The sequence below is a fragment of the Vreelandella mediterranea genome, assembly GCF_970647075.1.
The window spans coordinates 1,598,880-1,617,843 of the sequence record NZ_OZ310198.1 but is presented as its reverse complement, the minus strand read 5'-3'; the positions used below and the strand labels follow the sequence as shown (position 1 = coordinate 1,617,843).

Genomic DNA, 18,964 nt, shown 5'->3' with positions numbered 1-18,964 from the left:
ATGGCCAATGTAACCAACCCCACGCCGTTTCCCCACGCGCTGTTTCGCAAGCTGGGGCCGGGGGATCTTGAATATGATGTGCTGACGGTGCGCGCTACTTACCGCTTCACCGGCGACGGCTGGCCGCTTTTTCAAACACCCCAGCAGCGCCCCATTCGCTGGCAAACCGAGCTGGCCGGTGACCCGACAAATCCCTTTACTCAGTGGATTACGGATGACCGTGATGTGCTGTTCGGCAAGCTGGGCACCGAAGTGCACGTGCACGGGACCCTGCGTTCACCGACAAGTCAGCCGCGCACGGGCTGGAAGGTGGGTCTCAAAGTGGGCCCGCTTTTAAAAGAACTGTTCGTTTATGGCCCACGCGATTTTCAATGGCGCCTGCTGGGTGGCTGGCACCTTACGGATCCGGACCTCGTCAGCGAGCTGCCCCTGGACTACCGTTACGCCTTCGGCGGCCACTTTATTTCGCCGCTTGATGACGAAATGACCCGCCCCGTCGACAAGACACTCTATCACCCCGAAAACCCGGTGGGCCGAGGCTGGCTGCCTTCGCGAAGCGATTACAAGCGCCTGCCAAGGGCGCTAGTGCGCCCGTTAAAAGAGCAACTCGATACCGTTACGCACCTACCAGCACCGCAGCTGGTGGCGCCCGGCTCGCTGATCACCTCCCCTTTCGATCGGCCCGCCCCCATGGGATATGGCCCTATCGCCCCCTGGTGGGCGCCCCGGGTTGGCTATCAGGGCACGCTGGACGAAGCGTGGCGAACGCAGCGCTACCCCTATTGGCCCGAGGACTTCGATTATCGGTTTCATCACAGTGCCCCCGAAGACCTCGTCACACAGGACTATCTGCGCGGTGACGAACCCGTCGTGCTGACCAACTGTTTACCGAACAGCACCGAGATTATCGAAAACGACCGATTTCGCTTTTTGCACCGCACACGCCTGCCGGGCATCGCCCTGCAGGCATTGACCGAGCACGCCAGCGGCGAGCGAGGGTTGACACCCCTGGAGCTGGATACGGTCAGTATCTATTTGGACGAGCAGGAACTGGCCCTTACCTGGCGGGTGCTCTTCCCGCTGGAGGATCCGCTCAGGAAGGTACGTATTAGGCGAACGTCTCTTGCCCCCCAACGTGGAGGTGCGTATGTCGGATGATGTCTCGATGACGATCTGTATCGGCGATCAAAGCGAGTGCGAAAGTGATACTGACGGCACCCATACACACCCGCCCGATACCACCTCAGAGCCACCGCCGAGTGAAGCGCTTGAGGGACGAGCCCGCCACGCCGGTAACTCACGGCCGGACTGGCGCGTTGCTGCCAGTTTTCCAGACTTTTGCCAGGTGGGTAATACCGTGGTGGGCTTCGACTCCACCGCGTCATTAGACAGCCCGACCAGCTACTCGCCCAACGTGATTATGGGCGGGCAGCGCACCTATCGTGTCGGAGACCTGAGTCAGGGAACGCAAGGGAATAACGGTGCAGGGGTCGTATCCGGCACGTCGCAAGGTAGCGGCCACGTCCTGTTCTTGACCGGCCAGGAGAATGTGCGCGCCAACGGCCAGCCGGTGGTGATCGATGGCAGCGAGGCCATGATCAACTGTAACGCCGCCGGTGTGGGTGGCGCCAAAGGCTACGTATACACGAACACCCAAGCGGTCGACAGCCAGCCCGAAACCCCCGATGAGCCGCCCACTACGGCCGCGTCATTACAGCAACAGGCACAAGCCAATCTGGAGCGTGTAGGCGAGCTACGTGACGCGTTGAACGAAAACCCCAACGGCAAGACAGCCGCCGAGACCGAAGCGCTCCATGCCGAGGTTCAGCAGGCGATTGCGGACACCCGCGTCCAGCAAGAGGCCTTGATGGAGGCAATGCGCGAGGGACGATTGCAGGGCGATGACGCGCTGGCTACGATGATGGATGTAGACGAAGCGGCTCGCCAGGCGGCGAATATGCAGCCGGAAGCCGAGCGACAAGTCACCTACTCGTCAGAAGGCGGCCGCAAAGGCCGCGAAGCAGCAGTATTTATAGCGGAAGTGGCGACACCTTACGGCACTTGGGTGGATATTAAAGATACGATACAGCTATGGGGCGAAGGACGCTATCTCGCGGCGACCGGAATGACGGCGCTGACGGCTGTATCGGTTATTCCTGGCGTTGGACTCATCCGTAAGGGAGATAATGCTATAGATGCTGTTCGGACAACGGATCGGACAGTAGATGCAGCGGAAGATGCCAATCGTGGTCGACCTTCAGGAAGTAATGATGGGACGCGGGTGGAGCAAAATTCCGGTAGAGTTGAAAGGGGCGCAGGTAACACAGTAAATGTTAGGGAAATCAGTGCTCGCAATAGATATATGGGGCGTACTCCTGATAAATACTCTCGAACAGGGCGAGAGGTACTCGAAAGAATGCGAGTTGAAGGATTAATTCAAGGAGAAGGCCCCTTGTTAAGGGGTAACCCTAACAATTTACATCTTATAAATCCTGACGGCTCAACGGCACGTATTGGTGCTAATATTGATATGGCCCACAAAGTTGATGCAGTCACTTGGTGGAATGATACTGGGCGTTTTTTTGGACCTAAATCTCCAGAGGTGCGTCAATTCATGCTCAATGCTGATAATTATGAATTGCAGTTAAGGTCAATTAACCGCTCAGATGGCGCAAGACTAGGCCAAACGTACCAACCGCCTATTACGCCTGACTTTTCGACATTAAAGAGGTGAATCTTGATGCAGTCGAACTTAGAACTGGATGCACAACTACACCAGGCTATCAATGCTTGGTGCGCTCTTGGTGATCAGCTTGCTTCAACTCAACGTTATGAAGAAGCCATTGCTGAGTATAATAAGGCATGGTCTTTAATTCCCGAACCTAAAAATGATTGGGAGGCTGCTACATGGGTGCTCGCAGCAATTGCAGATTCTTGCTTTTTAGCAGGTTATAATACCTCTGCACGTGAGGCGTTAGAGTATGCAATGACGTGCCCTGGGGCAATTGGCAATCCCTTCTTGCACCTTAGATATGGTCAAGTACTTTACGAGTTAAATATAAAGGAAAAAGCTAGTGATGAGCTTATCCGTGCATATATGGGGGGCGGGGAAGAAATATTTTCTCTTGAAGATGAAAAGTACTTTTTATTTCTGAAGACTGTGGCGAAAATTTGATTTCTGAATTCAAGTAATAAGTATAGCGAGCGGTCTCAAGTTCCAAGTGCAACGCTATTGAAGAGGGTGTTCACAACTCTTTTTCAGCCAGCCTCATAGGCTGAGGTGGTGTTCCAAGCGCCCTGGACAATGAATGGCGACCTGTGACAGCTTCAATTTCCAATTCTGCACGGGGTGCGTCCAGCGCTCAGACGCTTTGAGTATACCGGCATAGAGTGGGCGGCTATGGCACGATGGCGATCCCCCGCATCGGCCACGAGGTAATCGTTTCGTTCCTGGAAGGCGACCCGGACTAGCCGCTGGTGACCGGGCGCACCTACCACGCCTCGAACGAACATTCCGCCCTACCCGCTGCCGGCCAACAAGACCCGTACCGTGCTGCGCACCCAGAGCCACAAGGCCGACGGCTTCAACGAACTGCGCTTCGAGGACGAGGCCGACGAGGAGCAGATCTGAACGTGGGCCTGGCCAACCTCAAAATGCCTACTCAGCTTCCCCTCTTCGCTCGCTCATGATCTGCCGAACGAAAGCGTTGATATCCTCTTTGACCACGCGCTCTTTGGGGCCACTGGGTGCGACTTCGGCGAGGTCTACCCCCAGCGTACGCGCCAGCATTCGTACAATAGGCGTCGCGTGGACTCGGTCGCCGGTCGCTTTTGTGGTGTCATTGTTCAAGGTCTTCTCCTTCCTCTACTCGAGTATCGTGTTAGCGAGTGATGACGCCCGCTTAGCTGACCAGCGGGGAAAGCCGGGAAGGGTCGATATGAAAGCGCTGCATGGCCTGTTCGACAATGTCGGCGCTGACCTCGCCTTGCTCGCAAAGTGCCACGAGGGCCATCCAGGCAATGTGGTAGCGGTCGACCTCGAAGAACGCGCGCAGCTTTTCGCGGCTGTCGGAACGGCCGAAGCCATCGGTGCCCAGCACGTAGTAATCATTCGGCACCCAGGCGCGCACCTGGTCGGCATAAAGCTTCATGTAATCCGTGGCCGCGATGACGGGGCCTGAGCGTTTTTCGAGCGACTGCGTGAGCCAGGGTTTTTCATGCGACTCTTTCGGCTTCATGAAACGCTGCCGGTCGTACTCGAGCGCTTCGCGGCGCAGTTCGTTAAAACTGGTCACGCTCCAGACATCCGCGGCTACGCCGAAATCGAGCAGTAGCTCCTGCGCGGCTTCGGCCTCGCGCAGTATGGTGCCCGAGCCCAATAGCTGAACCCGGGGTTTAGGGTCGGTCTCGCCTTCGCGCAGCAGGTACATGCCCCGAACGATGCCCGCCTCGGCGCCTTCTGGCATGGCCGGGTGGGCATAGTTCTCGTTCATGATCGTCAGGTAGTAGAAACACTCCTTGTGGTGTTCGTACATCTCTTTCAAGCCGTGCTGGACGATAACGGCGATTTCGTACCCATAGGTGGGGTCATAGGTGCGGCAGTTGGGAATGGCCGAGGCCATCAGGTGGCTATGGCCATCCTGGTGCTGGAGGCCTTCACCGTTGATGGTGGTGCGCCCGGCGGTGCCGCCCACCATGAAGCCTCGCGTCAGCATGTCGCCGGCGGCCCAGGCAAGGTCCCCGATACGTTGAAAACCGAACATCGCGTAGTAGATATAAAACGGGATCAGCATCTTGCCGTGGTTGGCGTGAGACGTGGCCGCCGCCATCCAGGACGCCATCGCCCCGGCTTCGGTAATGCCCTCCTCGAGAATCTGCCCCTTGATATCCTCCCGGTAGTACATGATCTGCCCCGCATCGACGGGCTCGTATTGCTGCCCGTTTGCGGCGTAAATGCCCAGTTGGCGAAACATGCCTTCCATACCAAAGGTGCGCGCCTCGTCGGGGATGATGGGCACGACTCGCTCGCCAAGCGCCTTATGCTTGGTAAGCCCGGTCAAAACCCGAACGAAGGCCATCGTGGACGAAATCTTGCGCTCGCCCGTACCCTTGAGCTGAGCCGCAAACATCTTGTCGTCGAGTGCCGGGATCGCCAGTGTTTCGTGATCGGTATTGCGTGAGGGCAGATACCCGCCGAGCAGTTTGCGCCGGGCGTGTAGGTATTCCATCTCCGGGGAGTCGTCATCAAACCGGTAATAAGGGACCGAGCCGTTTTGAAGCTGCTCGTCGCTGATCGGGATCTCGAAACGATCGCGCAGGCGCTTGAGCCCCTGAAGCTCCATGGTCTTGATGTTGTGCGCTTCCATGTCGGCCTCGCCGTGTTCGCTGCCCATGCCATACCCTTTGACGGTATGCGCGAGAATCACGGTCGGCTTGCCGTTGGTGCTTTTGACGGCTTTTTGATAGGCGGCGTAAATTTTTGAAGGGTCGTGGCCGCCGCGGGCCAGGTTTTCGATGTCCTGATCCGAAAGGTGCTCGACCCGTTCGAGCAGCTCAGCGTCCTTGCCGAAAAAGCGCTCCCGGGTGTACGCCCCGCCCTGGGCCTTGAAGTTCTGATACTCGCCGTCGACAGTCTCGTTCATCAGCCGCTGCAGCCGGCCGTCGTGGTCGTTTTCGAGCAGTGCATCCCAGGCGCTACCCCAAACGACCTTAATCACGTTCCAGTGGCTACCCAGAAACGAGCTTTCGAGTTCCTCCATGACACGGTCGTTGCCGCGTACCGGACCGTCCAGGCGCTGAAGATTGCAGTTGATCACGAAGATGAGATTGTCGAGCTTCTCACGGCTTGCCAGGTTCAACGCGCCAAGCGTCTCGACCTCATCGCATTCACCATCACCCAAAAAAGCCCACACCTTGCGCTCATCAAGGGTCTTGAGATCCCGGTTGTGTAGGTACTTCATCAGACGCGCCTGATAGATCGCCTGTATGGGGCCCAGCCCCATCGATACCGTCGAAAACTGCCAGTAGTCCGGCATGAGATAAGGGTGCGGGTAGGATGGCAGCCCGCCGCCATCGACTTCCCGACGAAAGTGATCCAGCTGACTTTCGCTCAAACGCCCTTCTAGAAAACTTCTGGCGTAAATACCGGGTGAAATATGCCCCTGAAAATACACCAGGTCGCCCGCACAGTGCTTGCCAGGCCCCTTGAAGAAGTGGTTGAACCCCACCTCGTAAAGCGTACTGCTGGACATGTAGCTTGCAAGGTGGCCACCAATGCTTTTGTCCTTCGCGTTAGCACGAACGACCATGGCGATACTGTTCCAACGAATCGCAGCACGAAGCCTTCGCTCGATAGCTGGATTACCCGGGTAGTCGGGCTGATGGCCGACATCAATAGTGTTACGGTGCGCGGTATTGAACGTTCGCGCGATATTCAAACCCTGCGCTTCTGAATAAGAGTGCAAAGTATTAAAGAGATACCTGGCTCTATTTTCACCTTCTCTATCGACTACCGATGCTAATGCATCCAGCCATTCCTGTGTTTCGTTTTTATCTACCTCGACAGTATCTTTCATAAAAACCTCGAATGACATAAAACACGGGCGGGTGGTATTTAAAAGCCCTATAAAGCAATACAAAAACCTTAATATTGACTTTAGTAGCACACAACATTACTTTGTGAAAAACACTTTCCCAGATCTGGTGAAATGAACTTAAATTATCTGAAAATTTTCGTTGTCGTGGCCGATCAAGGATCGATCACGGCGGCATCGAAGGCGTTGGGCATCCCCAATTCGACGGTGGCGAGGCAGCTCACCCAGTTGGAAAACCAGCTGGGAAAACAGCTGATACTTCGAAGCACCCGGCACCTACGCTTGACCGAGGAAGGCAAAAGTATTTATCAAAAAGCCGCCTCACTCATTGCCGAGCTCGATGAGGTCGAAAACGAGATAAAGTCAGAACAAGGTTACTTATCCGGAAAGATCACGCTGGCGATACCCTCCGAGTTTGGTGTTAAATGGCTTAACGAGATACTGGCCGAATTTGCACTAGTGCATCCCAATGTCTCCATCGAATGCATTACCAGCATGGCTCCACTGGATCCGGTAAGAAGAGATATCGATATCTCGATTGCCTATCATCGAGGCAACTTCGAAGACAGTAGTTTAATCATGCGCAAACTCGTTAAACTTGAAAGTGTCGTTGTCGCCTCGCCAGCGCTTATAAAAAGTCATGGCATACCGGAAAAGGTTCAGGAACTTCCAGGTTTGCCTTGTATATCGACCCTACTGGCACTCGAGCAAAACCCCTGGCACTTTATTGGCAAAAATGGCGCACTTTTTCACCTGAGCATCGAGTCGCGCTACAAGGTCGACAGCAGCCAGATGCTGATCGCCGGTGCCATTAAGGGGATCGGCTACGCCATCATTCCCCGGGTCTTCTGCGAACAGCACCTCGCCACCGGTGAGTTAGTCGAGATCCCGCTGGATCATACCCCGGCGCCGCTGGAGATCGTGGCGATCTATCCCAACCGCTCCATCAATTACCGATCCAGGTGGCTGGTCGAGGAGATCGCCAACGCGTTGACCCAACAGCTGGGCTGATACGTAGAGACTTGATTCTGAGCTTGAACCAACCACGAAAATAAAAGACGCGAGTATCTCCAATAGCTCTCTTGTTCACTTTATAAGCTTGAAAACTTCATCGAATAAATTTAATTTAGGCCCAGGATATCGAATAGTGAGTAAAGCATGTCGGAAAGAGAGTTGCCTTATCCAGACAAGCCTGTGGGAATGGGCGGATGGTTGATGTTTTATACATGGTGTATCTGCATCATATTGCCTTTTTATGGCATATCCAAAATGCTCGAGCTACATCGAAGCCTTGAAGATATGGCCAAGCAATACGACTGGTTCATGATGTTCTGGAACACCTTGCCTTATACGATAGCGATGTTCGTCATTTTCAATGTCGCGATGGTGTGGCTTCTTTATGCAAGTGACAGACGCATCGCCCGCAATACCGTCGTTGTGCTGATATGGCTGGTCGGGCCTGGGTTGGTGTTGTTTTTATTGGCGCCGGTCATGGTCTACTTTCCGCCGGAGGCCCGGGATGTTTTTGTCGGCCAAAGCCTGAATAGAGGCGCGATCGCCGTTTTATGGAGTACGCTCTGGACGCTTTACTTTTTGCGTTCAAAGCGTGTCGCGAATACCTATTGGCGAACCGGTTCAGCCTGAGCATTCAGAAGAAGGCAGCTACTCGCTGTTTTCCGGGGTGAAGGAACGGAGAATATCGAATATTACGTTCGAATGCTCTTCCCAAAGCTCTGTGGAGGTCGTTGCCATAAATCTATAATAGCCCTCCGCTCCTTTGACGTAAGCAAAGACACTGGTCGTCGCTTGAGTTTCGCTTTCTATAGTAAACATCTGGTATATACATTCAATTTCTTCGAGACCGCAATCAGCAGGTTGGGTAATGAACTGGGTATCGTACAAGAATTCTATGAAGTTAGCCTTGAGTGAATCGGCATAATCCTCAAGAGATTCCCCAACTTGGCGTACATCATACCCCACATAGATATAGGCCTCTCGTTCCTTGCTCTCCACGCTAATGAAAACGTTAGAAAACTCAGGTTTCTTGTTTTTCCAGTCCTTGGGTATTGATAAGGAGCCATGGTTACTTACAACCCTCTTAGTGGACATGGGTGAGCGAGATGTGGCCGCTTGATCACTTTTGGTATCAAGAGGAAGATACTTGACCTTGGAAACGATGATCGCTGACAAGACAATATTGAAAACAAGAAAAAAGCGCCTGAGATTCCTACCGGCTTTAAGAAGACAGAACGGCAGCGCCATCAGTGAAGGGACGACAATTATTGTCAAAAAGACATCAAAAAGCAGGGCTTCTCGACTGGGGTAGCCAGCCGAAGAAGCGACCGTGAATACAAAACCAATGCACAAGAGAACTACTGCAGCAAGTAGACGCATTCACATTCCTTTTTCAATTTCTATCAGTCGCCTATTTTCCACCGGTAAGCTTCTCGGCGAAGCTGGGCTTAAAGAAGTTGGAGCGATTCGACGTATATGAGCATCAACATGAACTGCGCATCGGGTGCCCCCTGCGCTGTCGCTAGATTAAACCAGTGAATTGCATCTAAGCGGCTTTCAGGAATACTCTCACCTAGTAGATACATCCTGCCCAGGTTGAACTGGGCCTCGGCATTGCCTTGCAAGGCTGCGCGGGTGAACCATTGCAGGGCTAGTGCCCGATTCAAGGGGAGCCCCTCTCCAAGTCGATAAAAAGAGCCCAGCATGGTTTGTGCATCCTCATCGCCTTGCTCAGCGGCCAGCCGGAACCAACGTGCTGCCTCTAGGTCGTCGCGCTCGATACCTGGATGAAAGCGATAGAGCGCACCTAGATTGTATTGCGCAATTGCACTGCCCTGCTCGGCAGCGCGAAGGTACCATTGCCGCGCTTTTTCAACACCCGAGGCCGAATGATCTTCTATTTCGTGAATGAGCCCCAGTTGGATCTGGGCGTCTACGTCCCCCTGCTCAGCGGCTCGACGAAACCACTCCACCGCGAGCTGCATATCCAGATCGATATCCTTTCCATCGCGATACATGAGACCGAGATTGAACTGGGCATCTCGGTGATTCTGCGCAGCTGCCTTTTGATACCACTCGAGCGCGGCAAGGCTATTCTCCTCGCCTCCAATGCCGAGCTCGTAGCGATAAGCAACATTGAATTGTGCATCGGTGTGGCCTTGCTCCGCAGCTTTAAGGAACCAATCGCGCGCCGTATGTTCATCTTTAGCTATGCCCTCGCCATTGCCGTACATGTAACCCAACTGATATTGGGCCCCCGCATGACCTAGCTCAGCCGCTTGGGTGAACAGCTTCAAGGCCTCGCTGACACTTGGCTCAACCCCGTTGCCGTTGTAGTAAAGCCACCCCAGGTTACTATAAGCGTCCAATACGCCAAGCGCTGCGGCGTCTTCGAACCATTGAACGGCTCGATCATAATCCTGTATGACACCTTCACCGTCGCGATACATCACACCCAGATTATATAGAGCATCGGGGATCTCGTGCTCAGCGGCCAAGTGATAGAGTTCGGCCGCTTTACTGAAACTTCTTTCGACACCTAGCCCCGTATAGTACATACCCGCCAGCATGAACTGGGCATCGGGCTGGTCCTGCTTTGCCGATAGGCGAAGCCACTTCAACGCTTCCCGGCTATTCTGTTCGACATTCGTACCGTAACGGTAGCTGCTTCCGAGTTCGTATTGTGACCACGCGTCACCCTGTTTAGCTTGGGCAAAAAGTTGCTCGATATCGACACTCGAGGAGTTTTCAATAGGAGGAGTAGCCGCGTTATCCTCGACCTGGCTCCAGCTCGGGCTGGCAATCAGGAGAAGATTCAGAGTTACTGCAGCGATAGATAAACGACTAAACATGCAAGGCGATCCGAGTCTAATTAAATTTTAATTATTACAGACTCCTTATATGATCGCCATTCCTCTTTTGAAACAATGAACAAAAAAACACTTCGCGCTAGATATCCGGCGAAGTGCGTTTCTTGGCATAAAGAGTTTATCGCGAACGGTTTAAGCGCCTTCGTTCGCGTAACTAACTCGGGGCTATCGACCCCTGGAATCCGACTCTTCCAGCGGCGCCGTCCACACCGGAACATCCTCTTTCTGCGGCTCGTTTTCCTGCTCGTCCATGGCCTGGCTCAGCGCTTCTTCCAGGCGCATGAAGAGCTCGCCGTAGCGGCGGCTAAACCGCTGGCCTCCTTCGATTTCCTGCCAGGCGTTGAATAGTTCGGCGTCGTGGGCGTCTTCGTTTTGCACGAAGGACCAGGCCATCTGCTTGGCGCGCAGCGGATGAACGCCCAGGGCCGTCAGCGCGTGGCTGCCAAGCTCGAGCGCCGAATGATAGGTTTCGCTGACGACGTCATCGGCCCCGGCCTCGCGCAGGCGGTAGCCGTGGCCCCGGTCATAGGCGCGGGCCAGCACCCACACGTTCGGATAGTAGCGTTTGACGTGCTCCACGGTGTGCACCGCGCGATCGAGATCGTCGATAGCCACCACCAACAGACGGGCTTTTTCGACCCCTGCCCGCGCCAGCAGATCGCCGCGGCTGGCGTCGCCGAAATAGCTTTTGATGTTGATGCGCCGAGCGTTTTCGATTTGATTGAGTTCGAGATCGAGCGCGACCAACGGCACGTTGCTGGCCCTTAAAAGCCGGCAAACGATTTGGCCAAAGCGCCCGGCCCCGGCGACGATGACCGGCGACTGCTCGTCGAACTCTTCGGCCTCGGGCTGGGTTTTACTTTCCAGATAACGCGGCACTACGAGCTTGTCGAAAGCGATAAACAGAAGCGGCGTCAAGAACATGGTGAACGCCACGACCAGCGATAAAAGCTCGGCAAGTTCCTGGCCGATCACACTATTTTGGCGGGTATAGGTCAACAATACGAAGCCGAACTCGCCGGCCTGGGCCAGGCTCAGGGTCAAGAGCCAGCCGTTGCTGCCACGAATGTGGAACACGTAGGCCAGGCTTATCAAAAGCGCGCCCTTCACCGCCATGACGCCCAGGCCCAGCAGGATAACCGCCGGCCACTGCTCGATCAGCACCTCAAAATTGATACCCGCCCCCACGGTGATAAAGAAAAGCCCGAGCAGCAGCCCCTTGAAAGGCTCTATATTGGCCTCGAGCTCATGCTTGAACTCGCTATTGGCCAGTACGACCCCGGCCAAAAACGCGCCGAGTGCCGGGGAGAGATTGACCAGCCCCATCAACGCGGCGATACCGATCACCAGCATCAGGGCGCTGGCGGTGAATATCTCCCGCAGGTTGGACTTCACCACGTAGCGAAACAGCAGCGGCATCAGGTAGTAACCCGCGCCAATCACCATTCCCACCGCGGCGATGACCACCAGCGCGTGGGCCCAACCCGGCAGATGCGAGACGAGATCGAAGCTTTCGTGGCTTGCCTGGCCGCCGCTCGAGTCGATACCGGGCATCGCCAGTAGCGGAATCAACGCCAGAATGGGAATCACCGCCATATCCTGGAACAACAAAATAGAGAAAGCACTGCGCCCGCCTTCGGTAGCGGCAAGGCCCTTCTCATTGAGCGTTTGCAACACGATCGCCGTGGACGAAAGTGCCAGCACCAACCCCACCGCAAGCGAGGTTTGCCAGGCCGATCCTAACCACACGCCAATGGCGGTAGCCGCGGCAGCGCTCAACACCACCTGCAGCCCACCCAGGCCCAAAAGGCGCACGCGCATCGCCCAGAGGCTTTTAGGGTCGAGCTCCATCCCGACCAGAAACAGCATCATCACCACGCCGAACTCGGCGAAGTGCTGAATGGTATCGGTTTCTTGCCCTACCAGCCCAAGAATTGGGCCGATCGCAACGCCGGCCACCAGATACCCCAGTACCGAGCCCAGCCCGAAACGCTTGGCCAACGGTACGGCGATGACGGCCGCCAATAAATAGATAAAAGCCTGAATGAAGTACTGGGTCATTGATCTCTCGATGGGGGTTGACGCGATGACGTGCAATGCAGTGTGTAAAAGCGCGCTTTAGAACACGGCTTGACAGTGAGGGTCCAACCATTATGTACTAGTACGCTAGTACATAATGGTTGAATGATTAATGAGGCGTTTGCATCGTGTCCAAAAACGTACCGGAAGATGATTACAGGGCGCAGCTCGTGCGCTACTTGCTCGATATTGACTCGGCACAGGCGATGGATAGCGCATTAGATAGCCTGCTAACGCCTTCAGAATATCAGGAAATCAGTAAACGGCTACAAATTTTTAAGCTCCTCGACGAAGGGGTGGCGCACCGTAAAATCGCCGAAACCCTGGGCGTTGGCATCGCGACGGTTTCGCGCGGCGCCAAGGCATTTTTACCCGCTACCGCTGCCCACAAGGATACCCCATGAGTGCCGGCCCGACTCCCTTTACCCTGCCGCGCAAGCCCCACTACGTGACGCTGGCCGCCGACTGCGATTTCTTCGCGCTGTTTCAGAAAATCGAGCGCGCTTTCGATAACTGCTACATGCTCGAATCCCTCGGCGAAGATAGCCACATGGCGCGCCACTCGATCATCGGCTTCGACCCGGAGTACCTGCTCTACGCCAACGGCCAAACGCTTACCATCGAGCACCGCGACGGCGAGACCAACGCCTACCCAAGCGACAATCCTTATGAGCTTTTGCGTTCGCTCATGCCGCAAAACATTATTTCGCGCAAGTACGCCGGCGGCCTTTCCGGTTATCTTGGCTACGACGCCATGCAGTATTTCGAACCCTCGCTCTCGCTCAAGGCGAGCGAGGAGTTCGACACCTTCCGCTTCGGCCTTTACAAGGACGGGCTGATTCTCGACAAGATGACCGGCGAAGTCACCTACTTCTACTATGACGATAGCCGCTTCGCGTTCCTCCAGGAACTGATCGATGCCGACCACGTGACCCCGGGAGTGTTAAAAATTACCGCGCAGGGCGACACCATGAGCCGGGAAGAGCACGCCCGGGCGGTGGCGAAAGTGAAGCAGGACATCGTCGACGGCAAGATTTTTCAGTGCGAGGTCGGCTTCAAGAAGCGTTTTCGTCTGGAAGGCGACACCCTGGCGCTTTACGGCGAGCTTCGGCGTATCAACCCGTCGCCGCAGATGTACTACGTCAAATTCGGCGAGCAGCGCCTGATCGGTGCAAGCCCGGAGCTTCTCTTTCGCCTGCGCCAGGGCGAAATGGAGACCTTCCCGTTGGCCGGCACGACCACCCGGGGCAAGACCGAGCAGGAAGACACTCAGCTTGCCCGCACGCTTTTGAACGACCCCAAGGAGATCGCCGAGCACAATATGATCGTCGACCTGCACCGCAACGACATCGGCCGGGTCGCCCAGTTCGGCACGGTCAAGGTGCGAAGCCTGATGGACATCAAGCGCTTTAGCCACGTGCAGCATATCTCCAGCGAGATCGTCGGCATCATCGACCAAAACGAGGATATGTTCACCGCCCTTGCCAGCAACTTCCCCGCCGGCACGCTCACCGGCGCACCCAAGATCGAGGCGATGAAAATCATCGACGAGCTGGAAGTCGACGGGCGTGGGCCCTACGGCGGCGCGGTGGGCCAGTTCTCTTTCAACGGCGACTGCACCTTCGCCATTCCCATTCGTACCGTATTCGTCAACGGCGAGCGCGCCTATGTGCAAACCTGTGGCGGCAACGTGTTCGACTCCAACGCTGAGGACGAGTACGAGGAAATTCGCCGTAAATTCGCCGGTACGCGCAAAGCCCTGGCCCCCTTTATGGATACGGAGAGCCCCGCATGAAGGTGCTGATCATCGATAATTACGACTCTTTCACCTACAACCTCTATCAGTTCATTGGTGAGATTTTAAGCGTCGAGAAAAACCGGGGCGCCATCGAACGCTTCGAGATTCTGGTCAAGCGCAACGACCAGATCGATTTCGAAGAGGTAAAGGCGCTCGAGGCGGACCGTATCATCATTTCCCCCGGGCCCGGCTCGCCGGATGACCCGCGCTATTTCGGTATCTGCGCCCGGGTGATCGAAGAACTCGGCACGACCACACCCCTGCTGGGCGTGTGTTTGGGCATGCAGGGCATCGTCCACGTCTTCGGCGGCCAGGTGATCAAGGCGCCGCTGCCCATGCACGGCAAGATTAGCCCGATCAACCACAACCACCGCTCGGTCTTCAACGGCGTGCCGGACCAGCTCGAGGTGATGCGCTACCACTCGCTGATTGCCGATGCGGCCTCGCTGCCCGAGTGCCTGGACGTAACCGCCACCGTGGGCGAGCTGGGGGCCGAAAGCTTCGCCGAGCGCGCGCGCTGGCAGGCCGCGGGGGAGTTCGAGCTGATGGGCGTCAAACACCGCGACTATCCCATTCACGGTATCCAGTTCCACCCGGAATCCTTCGCCACCGAAGGCGGCAAGGAGCTGATCGGCAATTTCCTGTTCGCCCCTTACCAGTAAGCCTTACTTGCGCCGTGGGCCGGGCTTGCCCGCCTTGCCTGCCGGTTTACCGGTGGATGCGCCCTTGGTACTGGCCTTACCCGCGCCGCCGGCTTTGACCGGCTTACCGCGGCCCGCGGGCTTGCCTTTGGCCCCGGCGGCGGCTTTACCCGCGCCCTGGGGCTTGGCGCCCCTGGCACCGGCTTTCGCCTCTTTGCGCTTGCCAGGCGGCGTTGCTTTACCGGCAGGCTTGCCGGCACCTTTCGCCGTATTGCTACCCGCACTTCTTCCCGCGCCCTGCCCGCCTCCGGCGCCTTTATTGGCTTGGGGCTTTTGCGCCCCGCCCTTGGGCGCGCGCGGCTTTTTGGGCGCATCGGGGGTCGGGTCCGAGTCCTTGATGAGCTCGCTTAACGTATCGATCTCTTTGGGCGTTAAATCGCGCCAGTCGCCGGTGGCCAGGCCCTTGAGCGAGACGTTCATGATACGGGTACGCACGAGTTCGGTAACCTCGAACCCAAAGTATTCGCACATGCGGCGAATCTGGCGGTTGAGGCCCTGCACCAGGGTAATGTTGAAGCTGAATTTGGTCAGGCGCTCCACTTTGCACTTTTTGGTGACCTGGCCAAGAATCGGCACGCCCTTTTGCATGCCTTCGATGAAGTCGTCGGTCACCGGCTTATTCACCGTGACCACGTACTCTTTTTCATGTTGGTTGTTGGCGCGCAGGATCTTGTTGACCAGATCGCCGTTGTTGGTTAGAAAAATCAGCCCCTGGGAGTCCTTATCGAGGCGGCCAATGGGAAAGATACGCACGCCGTGCTGGACGAAGTCGACGATATTGTCCTTTTCGCTCGACTCGGTGGTGCTGACGATGCCCACCGGCTTGTTGAGCGCGATCAGCACCAGGTCCTCTTCCTCTTGGGGTTCGATCTCCTGGCCGTTGACCTTGACCCGATCCCCCGCCACCACCTGATCGCCGGTCGTTGCGCGGCGCCCGTTGAGCCATACGTTGCCCTGTTCGACGAAGCGGTCGGCCTCACGGCGCGAGCAAAGCCCGCTCTCGCTGATGTACTTGTTGATTCGGGTCGATTTTTTAAGCGACATAGCACGCCTGAATTGCGTTAAAAATGAAACGCCGCCACCCGAGGGCGGCGGCAAGAAGGCTTTTGCGTAGCGTCTAGCCGGTGTTGCGCAGCCCCGCGGCGATACCCGCCATGGTCACCATCAGGGCGCGGGATAGATCGGCGCTGATCGCCCCGTCAGCGTCCCGGTTACGTTGCAAAAGCTCGGCCTGTAAGCCGTGAAGCGGGTCGATGTAGGGATTGCGCACGTCGATCGCCTGGCGGATCAAGGGCGTGTTTTCCAACAGCGCCTCTTGACCCGCGATATCCAGCACGGCGACTTCCAAACGCTCGAAGCGCTCTCTGAGCTTTTTGCCCAGCGCCTTGAGCGAGGGCTCGTCGACCAGCCGGTGCTCGTAGTAGGCGGCAATGGCGACATCCGCCTTCGCCAGCAGCATCTCCAGCATGTCCAGGTAGGTACCAAAAAACGGCCACTGGTTGCGCATTTCCTGAAGCACTTCGCGCCCACCGGGCTGGGCCAGGCGTTCGGTAAAGGCTTCGCCGCTACCAAGCCAGGCCGGCAGCATCAAACGAATCTGGGTCCAGGCGAATATCCAGGGAATCGCGCGTAAAGTTTCCACGCCGCCGTCCTGGCGGCGCTTGGTCGGCCGTGAACCCAGCGGCAGCCGACCCAGCGCCCCTTCCGGAGTCACCGCACGAAAATAGGGGACGAAATCCGGGTCTTCGCGCACCACGCCCACATAACCGGCGTGGGCGACGCTCGCCAGCTTGTCCATATCCTCGCGCCACTTGGGTTCCGGGGCCGGCGGCGGCAAGAGCGTGGCCTCGAGCACCGCGCAGGCGTAGATCTCCATAGAGCGCAGGGCGATATCCGGCTGACCGAACTTGAAGCGGATCATCTCGCCCTGCTCGGTCACGCGCAGGCTTCCGTTCACCGACCCGGGCGGCTGGGAGAGAATCGCCGCATGGGCCGGGCCGCCACCACGGCCTACGGTGCCGCCGCGGCCGTGAAACAGCGTCAAATCCACCCCGTGGCGTTTACACACCTCGACCAAAGACTCCTGGGCGCGGTACTGCGCCCAGGCGGCGGCGAGTTGGCCTGCATCCTTGGCGGAGTCCGAATAGCCGATCATCACCTCCTGGCGGTCCTTCACCAGCGCCCGGTAGCCAGGCAGCGCCAGCAGCTTGTCGATCGCCCCGGCGGCGTTATCCAGGTCGTTGAGCGTCTCGAAAAGCGGTGCGATGGGCAGCGTAACCCGCCCGCCGATCTCCTTCATGAGCAGCGCCACGGTCAACACGTCCGAAGGCTCGGCGGCCATGGAAATGATATAGGTGCCCAGCGCCTCGGCGTGTTCGCTTGCGATCACCTTGAAGGTATCGATCACCTCGCGCGACTCCGCCGAACACTCCCAGCGCCTTGGAATCAGCGGCCGGTTCGAGGCAAGTTCCTCGAGCAAAAACGCCTGGCGGGCGGATTCCTCCCACTGCTGATAGTGACCCAGGCCCAATTCACTCGTGAGCTCTTCCATCAGTTGGGCGTGGCGGCTCGCTTCCTGACGCAAATCCAGCTTGGTGAGCGTGACACCGAACACCGCCACCCGGCGCAGAGTATCGAGCAGCGCGCCGTTGGCGATGGTGTCCAGGCCCACATCGCACAGCGAGCGGTAGCAGGCCAAAAGCGGCGCGTAGAGCTGATCACGCGTTTCGATGATCGGGCCACCATCGAAGTTCTGCCCGTCGAGTTCGGCCTTCGCCCAGTCCCGGGTCGCCTCGACCCGGGTCAGAAGCCGTTTCAAAAGCTCGCGGTAGGGCTCGGTGGCCTCGCCGACTTCGGCTTTCAGGGCGCTATTGGCCTTCCACATGGAGAGTTCGGTCTTGAGCTGCTCCAGATCACGCAGGTACAGATCCGCGGCCATCCAGCGGCCCAGTAGCAACACCTCGCGGGTGACCCGGGCGGTGACGTTCGGGTTGCCGTCGCGGTCGCCGCCCATCCAGGAAGCGTAGCGGATCGGTGCGGCGTCCAGCGGCAGGCGCTCGCCGGCACTCTCCAGCAGCAGATTATCCAGGTCGCGGTGAAAATCCGGCACCGCCTGCCAAAGCGAGTTTTCGATCACCGCAAAGCCCCACTTGGCCTCGTCCACCGGCGTGGGGCGCTCGTGGCGAATCTCGTCGGTGTGCCAGGCTTGGCTGATCAGCTCGTTCAGGCGCCCACGGGCGCGCTCGCCGCGCTCCGGGTAGTCATCGGCGCTTTCGATAGCGGTCAGGCAGTCGTCGATGGCGTCGTACTTTTGAATCAGCGTGCGGCGAATGACTTCCGTGGGATGAGCGGTGAGCACCAGCTCGACGCGCATGTTGGCAAGCGTTTCGACCAGCGAGCGCGGCGAGTTGCCGGCCTCGCGAGCACGGTTCAAGAGCTCGCCGAGCACGGGTTGCATGCCGGGCTTGTAGTCTTCGACCCGGCGAAAGCGCGCCCGGTAGTGCTGCTCGGCAATATTGGCCAGGTTGAGGAACTGGTTGAACGCCCGGGTCACCGGCAGAAGATCGCGCTCGGGCAGCTCGCGCAGATACTCGATCAGCGCGCGCTGCTGAAGCGTATCGCCCTGGCGCCCCTGTTTGGCGTGGGCGCGGATCGTCTCGATTTTATCGACGAACGGCTGGCCCAGGTCGTCGGCAATGGTGCGGCCCAGGCTGTCGCCCAAAATACGTACGTTCTCCCGCAGGGACTCGTGTAAATCATGACTCATACCTGACCTCCTTGGAATTCGTTGTTTTTAAGCCCGGTTCGTTTCGCCCGGCCTGTTTTAATGGACTGTTTCGATGGCCTGATGGACTGTGTTGAAGAACTGTTTTGATGGACTGCTTTATTTAAACCGTTTTACTAAAACCG

The 18,964-nt window shown here is 57.1% G+C and carries 15 protein-coding genes and 2 pseudogenes; 9 read left to right on the top strand and 8 right to left on the bottom strand.

Translation table 11 applies throughout. From position 1 onward, the window contains the following. Genes ACWFVE_RS07605 through ACWFVE_RS07595 form a run of 3 tightly spaced genes read left to right on the top strand, consistent with a single transcriptional unit; the run spans window position 1 to window position 3,175 of the window. Window positions 1-1,158, top strand: a complete 1,158-nt coding sequence (locus ACWFVE_RS07605) for a DUF2169 family type VI secretion system accessory protein (protein WP_447528673.1) — start codon at window positions 1-3, stop codon at window positions 1,156-1,158. Beyond that, the gene (locus ACWFVE_RS07600) at window positions 1,148-2,734 is read left to right on the top strand and encodes a hypothetical protein (protein ID WP_447528672.1); all 1,587 of its coding nucleotides are present in this window, start codon (window positions 1,148-1,150) and stop codon (window positions 2,732-2,734) included. Before ACWFVE_RS07605 ends, ACWFVE_RS07600 begins: the two co-directional genes overlap by 11 nt. 6 nt (window positions 2,735-2,740) lie before the next feature. Continuing rightward, the gene (locus ACWFVE_RS07595) at window positions 2,741-3,175 is read left to right on the top strand and encodes a hypothetical protein (protein ID WP_447528671.1); all 435 of its coding nucleotides are present in this window, start codon (window positions 2,741-2,743) and stop codon (window positions 3,173-3,175) included. Between the two features lie 93 nt (window positions 3,176-3,268). On the opposite strand, the pseudogene ACWFVE_RS07590 reads toward ACWFVE_RS07595, so the two are convergent. After that, window positions 3,269-3,391, bottom strand: a pseudogene (locus ACWFVE_RS07590) (IS256 family transposase); the annotation flags it as partial. Window positions 3,392-3,393: 2 nt separating this feature from the next. Here ACWFVE_RS07590 and ACWFVE_RS07585 point away from each other — a divergent pair. After that, window positions 3,394-3,628, top strand: a pseudogene (locus ACWFVE_RS07585) (phage baseplate assembly protein V); the annotation flags it as partial. Between the two features lie 30 nt (window positions 3,629-3,658). Here ACWFVE_RS07585 and ACWFVE_RS07580 read toward each other — a convergent pair. Both ACWFVE_RS07580 and aceE read right to left on the bottom strand, forming a co-directional pair. Beyond that, a complete protein-coding gene (locus tag ACWFVE_RS07580) occupies window positions 3,659-3,850 on the bottom strand; it encodes an E3 binding domain-containing protein (protein WP_447528670.1) in 192 nt (63 codons plus the stop codon). Between the two features lie 52 nt (window positions 3,851-3,902). After that, window positions 3,903-6,593: a pyruvate dehydrogenase (acetyl-transferring), homodimeric type gene (gene aceE / locus ACWFVE_RS07575; RefSeq protein ID WP_447528669.1), complete on the bottom strand. Its 2,691-nt coding sequence runs from the start codon at window positions 6,591-6,593 to the stop codon at window positions 3,903-3,905. A 114-nt stretch (window positions 6,594-6,707) separates the two neighbouring features. Between aceE and ACWFVE_RS07570 the strand changes: the two genes are divergently transcribed. Beyond that, the gene (locus ACWFVE_RS07570; protein ID WP_447528668.1) at window positions 6,708-7,604 is read left to right on the top strand and encodes a LysR family transcriptional regulator; all 897 of its coding nucleotides are present in this window, start codon (window positions 6,708-6,710) and stop codon (window positions 7,602-7,604) included. 147 nt (window positions 7,605-7,751) lie between these two features. After that, entirely contained in the window at window positions 7,752-8,237 is a 486-nt protein-coding gene (locus tag ACWFVE_RS07565) for a DUF2569 family protein (protein ID WP_447528667.1), read from the top strand. 18 nt (window positions 8,238-8,255) lie between these two features. Here ACWFVE_RS07565 and ACWFVE_RS07560 read toward each other — a convergent pair whose 3' ends face one another. The 3 genes from ACWFVE_RS07560 to ACWFVE_RS07550 all read right to left on the bottom strand — a co-directional run bounded on the left by ACWFVE_RS07560 (window position 8,256) and on the right by ACWFVE_RS07550 (window position 12,538). Beyond that, on the bottom strand, window positions 8,256-8,987 hold the full coding sequence (locus ACWFVE_RS07560; RefSeq protein WP_447528666.1) for a hypothetical protein: 732 nt from the start codon (window positions 8,985-8,987) through the stop codon (window positions 8,256-8,258). Window positions 8,988-9,055: 68 nt separating this feature from the next. Continuing rightward, on the bottom strand, window positions 9,056-10,459 hold the full coding sequence (locus ACWFVE_RS07555) for a tetratricopeptide repeat protein (protein WP_447528665.1): 1,404 nt from the start codon (window positions 10,457-10,459) through the stop codon (window positions 9,056-9,058). A 183-nt stretch (window positions 10,460-10,642) separates the two neighbouring features. After that, window positions 10,643-12,538 (bottom strand): monovalent cation:proton antiporter-2 (CPA2) family protein, encoded by a 1,896-nt coding sequence (locus ACWFVE_RS07550; protein ID WP_447528664.1) that lies wholly within the window; start codon window positions 12,536-12,538, stop codon window positions 10,643-10,645. 146 nt (window positions 12,539-12,684) lie between these two features. Here ACWFVE_RS07550 and ACWFVE_RS07545 point away from each other — a divergent pair, with 146 nt between their 5' ends. From ACWFVE_RS07545 to ACWFVE_RS07535, 3 genes are read left to right on the top strand one after another with little or no spacing between them, the layout of a single operon-like run. Further along, on the top strand, window positions 12,685-12,960 hold the full coding sequence (locus ACWFVE_RS07545; RefSeq protein ID WP_447528663.1) for a Trp family transcriptional regulator: 276 nt from the start codon (window positions 12,685-12,687) through the stop codon (window positions 12,958-12,960). Next, window positions 12,957-14,351, top strand: a complete 1,395-nt coding sequence (locus ACWFVE_RS07540) for an anthranilate synthase component I family protein (protein ID WP_447528662.1) — start codon at window positions 12,957-12,959, stop codon at window positions 14,349-14,351. The genes ACWFVE_RS07545 and ACWFVE_RS07540 overlap by 4 nt, the downstream gene beginning before the upstream one ends. Continuing rightward, on the top strand, window positions 14,348-15,016 hold the full coding sequence (locus ACWFVE_RS07535) for an anthranilate synthase component II (protein WP_447528661.1): 669 nt from the start codon (window positions 14,348-14,350) through the stop codon (window positions 15,014-15,016). Before ACWFVE_RS07540 ends, ACWFVE_RS07535 begins: the two co-directional genes overlap by 4 nt. Before the next feature lie 3 nt (window positions 15,017-15,019). Here the strand turns inward: ACWFVE_RS07535 and rluF are convergent, their stop codons facing one another. Further along, entirely contained in the window at window positions 15,020-16,099 is a 1,080-nt protein-coding gene (gene rluF, locus ACWFVE_RS07530) for a 23S rRNA pseudouridine(2604) synthase RluF (RefSeq protein ID WP_447528660.1), read from the bottom strand. Between the two features lie 73 nt (window positions 16,100-16,172). After that, entirely contained in the window at window positions 16,173-18,821 is a 2,649-nt protein-coding gene (ppc, locus tag ACWFVE_RS07525) for a phosphoenolpyruvate carboxylase (RefSeq protein ID WP_447528659.1), read from the bottom strand. Between the last annotated feature and the right edge of the window lie 143 nt (window positions 18,822-18,964).

Coding starts and splice junctions, on each gene's coding strand:
- ACWFVE_RS07605 (WP_447528673.1), top strand. CDS start 1: ATGGCCAATGTAACCAACCCCACGCCGTTTCCCCACGCGCTGTTTCGC.
- ACWFVE_RS07600 (WP_447528672.1), top strand. CDS start 1,148: ATGTCGGATGATGTCTCGATGACGATCTGTATCGGCGATCAAAGCGAG.
- ACWFVE_RS07595 (WP_447528671.1), top strand. CDS start 2,741: ATGCAGTCGAACTTAGAACTGGATGCACAACTACACCAGGCTATCAAT.
- aceE (WP_447528669.1), bottom strand. CDS start 6,593: ATGTCATTCGAGGTTTTTATGAAAGATACTGTCGAGGTAGATAAAAAC.
- ACWFVE_RS07570 (WP_447528668.1), top strand. CDS start 6,708: ATGAACTTAAATTATCTGAAAATTTTCGTTGTCGTGGCCGATCAAGGA.
- ACWFVE_RS07565 (WP_447528667.1), top strand. CDS start 7,752: ATGTCGGAAAGAGAGTTGCCTTATCCAGACAAGCCTGTGGGAATGGGC.
- ACWFVE_RS07560 (WP_447528666.1), bottom strand. CDS start 8,987: ATGCGTCTACTTGCTGCAGTAGTTCTCTTGTGCATTGGTTTTGTATTC.
- ACWFVE_RS07555 (WP_447528665.1), bottom strand. CDS start 10,459: ATGTTTAGTCGTTTATCTATCGCTGCAGTAACTCTGAATCTTCTCCTG.
- ACWFVE_RS07550 (WP_447528664.1), bottom strand. CDS start 12,538: ATGACCCAGTACTTCATTCAGGCTTTTATCTATTTATTGGCGGCCGTC.
- ACWFVE_RS07540 (WP_447528662.1), top strand. CDS start 12,957: ATGAGTGCCGGCCCGACTCCCTTTACCCTGCCGCGCAAGCCCCACTAC.
- ACWFVE_RS07535 (WP_447528661.1), top strand. CDS start 14,348: ATGAAGGTGCTGATCATCGATAATTACGACTCTTTCACCTACAACCTC.
- rluF (WP_447528660.1), bottom strand. CDS start 16,099: ATGTCGCTTAAAAAATCGACCCGAATCAACAAGTACATCAGCGAGAGC.
- ppc (WP_447528659.1), bottom strand. CDS start 18,821: ATGAGTCATGATTTACACGAGTCCCTGCGGGAGAACGTACGTATTTTG.